The following is a 5280-nucleotide window of genomic DNA, read 5'->3' as shown; positions in this document are numbered from 1 at the left end:
CCGTCATGCGTAAACTTATCGAAATGGCAAATGCGCTCGTCAAAGCTAATCGCAAGTGGACCCCGAAAACCGCTTGATCAACACGGATACTTCCGGGGCGCCGGACACATTATCCGAAACAGAGCAGCAACGCATTGTGAAGCAGGTGAATGGACGTCTGACACCCGAGGCAATCAATGCGTTGCGGTCCGGCAATGCCGAGGTTCTGGACAGGTTCACCGACGATCCGTTGCGCCAGCTTGACCTGGCCAAGACTTATCTCCAGAGCAGCGAAGTCACCGCCCATGGCACGGCCATGGAGCGCGTTCTCGATGGGTTGGCCGAGGAACAGATCGAGGCACATCGCGCGCGCCATGCCGCGTCGCATGGCGAGAAAGGGATCACCCATGGATAGGGGCAAGATCGCCGGAGGCGTCCTGAGCCTCGTTCTGGTCGGCCTCTCCATGGGCTATGTCGTGGCGACCGGGTTTCTCATGTTTCGCTACGGGCTTTCGCCGACGCGATTTGACGTCACCTTGCTCGCTCGAGAATATCGGGATCTGTCCCAAGCGGCGCCGAAGGATTTCTTCTGGGTGAATCTGATCCTTGGCGGGTTTGGGCTGGCGGCGCTTATGCTGAGCGTCACGCTTCTGGGCGATGCGTTGACCCGCTTCGGGACAACCCATTGGCAGACCCGTGGCGAGATGAAGCGCAACGGCTTCTTCGCCAAGCCTGGCGGCGGCTTTCTCTTGGGCAAGATGGGCCCGCCGAAATCCAAACGCCCTTTCCTCGTCTCCAAGACCTTCCCGCATGCCCTGATCGTAGCGCCTACGGGCCGCGGCAAGGGCGTGGGCTTCGTGATCCCCAACCTTCTGACTTACAAGGGCTCGGCCGTGGTGCTCGACGTGAAGGGTGAGAACTTTCGCGAGACCTCGCGCTTTCGCGCCAGCATGGGCGACAAGGTTTTCCGCTTTGCGCCCACCGACTGGGATCGCCCGACGCATCGTTACAATCCGCTCGCGCGCATCGCGGCCATGACGAACCCTGACCGGCAGCAGATGGAGCTGAAGCTCACCGCCAAGCTCTTCCTGCAGACCGATAACGAAAAGCTGAGCGGGCTCTTGGCCGGGGGGATCGATCTGTTCGTGGCGGCGGGCCTGCTGGCCTTCGAGCGCGGTGTCCCTACCATCGGCGAGATCTACCGCATCACGGCTTCGGGCGGCGACAAGCAGAAGGAATATCTGAAGCGCTCGCAGGAGGTGAAGAATACGTCAGCCAAGCTGATTTTCGAGCGCATGGCTTCGACCAATAACGATACCCTGACCTCCTACCTGTCGCTCCTGATGACCTCGGGTCTCGAAACCTGGGACAACCGGGCGATCGACGCGGCGACAGCGACCTCGGATTTCTCCTTCCGGGAGATCCGTCGTCGACCCCATGCGATCTACCTCGTGGTCGAGTCCGAGATGATCCGCCCGCTTGCTCCGCTGATCCGGCTCTTCTTCTCGGACCTGATCGCCTCCTTGCAGGCGCAGGATCCGGGCGAAGACGAGCCTTGGCCCGTGATGATCATGCTCGACGAGTTCGACCGGCTTGGGAAAATGCCGATCGTGGCGGAGAGCATCAAGACTTTGCGATCCTACGGGGGCAATCTCGCTATTGTCACCCAGACCATCCCTGCGCTGGACGAGATTTATGGCGAGAACACCCGCCGCTCTCTGCAGGGCGGTGCCGGCATCAAGCTCTACCTTACGCCCTCTGAGCAGAAAACAATCGAGGAGCTGAGCCAGGCCGTTGGCAAGACCACCAAGCGCGTAGTGACCCGCTCTCGCGCTGTTGGCCGCAACCCTTTTGAAGGGCGCAGCGTTTCCGAGCGGACCGAGGATACGCCGCTCCTGACCGAGGATGAGGCGCGACGCATGGATCTCGACGAGGTCATCCTCGTGATTGACGCGCAGATGCCGATCCGGGCGTGGCGTATCAAGTATTTCGACGATTTGGCGCTGAAGGTCCTGCACGCGGGCCAGGTCGGCAGTTTCCCCTATCCGGATGAGGAGCGGCTGCAACGGGACCGGCAGATGTCGGAAACGCGGGAGACCGTCGAGAAGCTGAGGCAGGAATTGCAGGATGTGCGGGCTGCTAGGGCAGCACAGGATAAGGTATCCCCAGCAGCATCGCCCCAAACGTCAGCGACAGAGTATGAATTGCAAATGCCGCCGAGTTCATCACGAGGGCGAGCGGCCCGCGCGGGGGCTTTGTCGGCGCCAATACAGCTTGACCTCAATCTCGGAAATCTGGGGATTTCGGAGCAGGATCGGGTCACGCTGGCCACGGCCGTGCAGACGACGCGGTCGATCATCGGCGAGCATGCGTGATTTAACGCAGCTGACCTTTGGGCAAACCGCGGCGAAGCGTACCGGCATCAGGTTTGTCGCCGTATCGAGCGGGTAGCCGGATGGAAAATTTTCGATTGCGACAAGATTTTACTATCCTTTTGTTCTGTACGCCACGAAATCGAGTATTTAGCTGTCAGATAGTCCGTTCAGACCGACGCATCAGAGCGTCAGCGGGCTTTGGAGAAGTGGTGAGAGGCGATCAATGACCAACCTTCTGGAATCTCCAAATGGGAGCGCACGTCTTCTTGAGCTGCCGGTCGCGCACGAACCAGGCAGGGATATGGCCTGTGTCGAGTGGAGCAACCATTTGCCGTTTGACATCGCGCGGATCTCCTATCTGTACAACGTATTGGTGGATACCGAACGCGGCGGCTATGCGAACAAGGTGACGCAGGAGGTCGTGTTAGCCATCTCGGGCAGCTTTCGGCTCAAGATAGATGACGGCGTCAAGCAGACCGAGTTCTGGCTTCGGAACCCTCGCCAAGGGGTTCTGATCGACCGCTTGATCTGGCGTGAGATGGATAGCTTCAGCCATGGGGCCATCTGCTTGATGTTGGCTTCGCATCCATATGAGAAAACGGATTACATCAGAGATTACAAAAGCTTTAAGCAGGAAGTTATAGCAAAATGATAGAGAACGTCTGAACAACGCCTTCGGTTCCGCCGGCGCGCCGATATGAGGATAGTGCTGGGCATTAGGCAGCTTGTTTCCAGCGACTTCGCGCTGCTTCGGCCGTCCGAGCGTCGGATAGGCCAGTTTCAGACGGACTCGTCCTCATGACAGCAACTTCCTTTGCACTGGGAAGCAAGTTACCGAGGGCGAACAGCGTGAAGACCCGCTATCGTGGCTTCGCCAGGAACCGCGCCTAGCTCTTCACGCTGTTCGCCCTCGGTAACCTATTTCTGGTGCAACGACGGCTGATGGCATGAGGAGAAGTCTGGCCGAAAACCGCCATACCGCCCCTCTGGTGGGCCTAGAATCGAGACGTCTATTCATAACACGCTGTCGTACAATCGGCAAAGTGATCAGGCTGCCTTCTCGGCGCAGCCAAACTTGTTGTCAGACGTTCCTTAGTATGTGCGTCAGCATCCGGCGTCACTGCTCTGCCGCGTATAGAAACGCTTCGGTGATTGCCAGCGCCACACCCTGTCGAGATATTGACCGATAACGGCGCGCCCTACACGGCGAAGGACACACGCATCTTCGCACGGCGGCTTGGTCTGCGCCCTTACTTCACCCCAGTGAAGAGCCCGCAAAGCAATGGCCTGTTGGAAGCCCTCGCGAGCACGCTCAAGCGTGACCAGATGCGCGCGGCGCGTGCGCGATCCTAGTTGCGGCGAACCGCGCACGGATTGATCGATGGCTGGTTCGAGAATTACAACGAGAACCATCCGCGCCCAAGGGGTTGAAATGGCGCTCGCACCACTGAGTTCATTGCATCTCAAACAGCAACCGACTGGGTCTCCGGTGAAATAGGGGTAAGATCATAAAGCAAGCAAGCTGGAACGACGATTTTTACAACGCATTATCAGTGGGTTGGTAGCGCCATAACCCCAAATGCGATTAACCTTCACACACCTGCTCGGAAGGATTCATTGACTTGAGGTCCGCGACGGCTTTTGGTACCAATTAGTTCCTATTTTAGGATAGATTTCCAGACTACGGATATATATTCATAACGAAGCGAGCAGACAATTTGATGCGCTGACACACTAGGTGCCATGTCACTCGCTATTGCCCATTCAGTTAAAGGCAGCCTCGTAACATGCATCCTGAAAACAGGCTTCGCATCTTGACCATGGTCGTAGATGAAGGCGATTTCCTAAAAATATGGTTGGATTACTGGAGGCGTTATCTTCCGGATGAGTGTCTGCATGTCATTTGCCATGGTGAAAACCCAGAGTTGGAGAGCCTGGCCCGAGGCGTTCGCTTCGAGAATATAGCTCGGAACGCCCCTTATCCGGAGATGGAGAATGATCGCTGGAAGATGCTGGCGGACAAGGTCAGCGCTCTGACCCGGGATGGGTTCACGGTCGTTTATACAGACGTTGATGAAATCCTCATTGCCGATCCCCGCCATACGGGCAGCGTAGTTGATAAGCTGATGCGGGTCGACGTGCCGGTTGCGCATACACTGGGTCTGGAAGTCATCCACAGGACCGACAAGGCGCCCGAACCGATCAGTCTGGATATGCCCATTCTCCGACAGCGACAGTATTTTCGCACGACGTCTTTCTATTCCAAACCCTGCATCGTTACGGCGCCGGTTAGGTGGGGGCGGGGAGGTCACTTTGCAGATGCCGAAAAACTGTATTTTATTCGCGGTTTGTACACCGTTCATCTGCGGTTTTTCGAGATGAACCAGTTTCGTGAAAGGGCGCGCGCGCGTCGCGCCATGACGGATGCCCCTGAGAATTTGAAAGCGTTACATCACCGGCGCTGGCGCGAAAGTGACGAGGGTATTGAAGATGTGATTGCCGAACTGCATGCGATGAAATGCCCGCGGATCAGAAGCATGTTCACATTGCGGCTGTTGTGGCGCATCTGGCGAACACGCAAGAAGGTGCCGAATGAAGACGGGCTTTATGTCTACGCCTTGTGCACGGGCGACCTTCAGCGGTTCCCGCGCCGGTTCCTCAACCTTATATGATCTGCGTATTGAATGCGGCTGATGGGCTTTGGCACTCAACGGAATACTCAACGATGGACAGGAGTGCGGTTCGAGACAGCGGTCTCTGGCGCCTTAACAGGCTGCTTCCGTAATGCGCGGCGGTTGGTCAAGTCCCCTGTGTCGCGCGTCGCCGGTTTCATGCTTGTCTTACACTGAACCCGGCTCCTGAGGTATGAAGGAGCCACTGCCCGCCACGCCATTTATGGCGAGCAGTGGCGGCGGCCGGATCGCAT

The 5280-nt window shown here is 57.6% G+C and carries 4 protein-coding genes and 1 pseudogene; all 5 read left to right on the top strand.

What is annotated here, in order from left to right; genetic code table 11:
- Positions 1-55: 55 nt before the first annotated feature.
- The 5 genes and pseudogenes from V8324_RS20910 (at position 56) to V8324_RS20895 (ending at position 5026) form a co-directional block, all read left to right on the top strand.
- Positions 56-394, top strand: a complete 339-nt coding sequence (locus V8324_RS20910) for a hypothetical protein (protein WP_336421829.1) — start codon at positions 56-58, stop codon at positions 392-394.
- A complete protein-coding gene (locus tag V8324_RS20905) occupies positions 387-2354 on the top strand; it encodes a type IV secretory system conjugative DNA transfer family protein (RefSeq protein WP_336421830.1) in 1968 nt (655 codons plus the stop codon). Before V8324_RS20910 ends, V8324_RS20905 begins: the two co-directional genes overlap by 8 nt.
- A gap of 223 nt (positions 2355-2577) precedes the next feature.
- Positions 2578-3006 (top strand): sugar 3,4-ketoisomerase, encoded by a 429-nt coding sequence (locus V8324_RS20900; protein WP_336421828.1) that lies wholly within the window; start codon positions 2578-2580, stop codon positions 3004-3006.
- Positions 3007-3512: 506 nt separating this feature from the next.
- A pseudogene (locus V8324_RS22525) lies at positions 3513-3866 on the top strand (integrase core domain-containing protein); the annotation flags it as partial.
- 302 nt (positions 3867-4168) lie between these two features.
- Positions 4169-5026, top strand: coding sequence for a hypothetical protein (locus tag V8324_RS20895; RefSeq protein WP_336421827.1), 858 nt, complete (start codon positions 4169-4171; stop codon positions 5024-5026).
- Positions 5027-5280: the final 254 nt, after the last annotated feature.

Source organism: Roseovarius sp. D22-M7, assembly GCF_037083785.1.
GTDB lineage: Bacteria > Pseudomonadota > Alphaproteobacteria > Rhodobacterales > Rhodobacteraceae > Roseovarius.
This window is presented reverse-complemented; position numbering and strand designations above follow the sequence as displayed.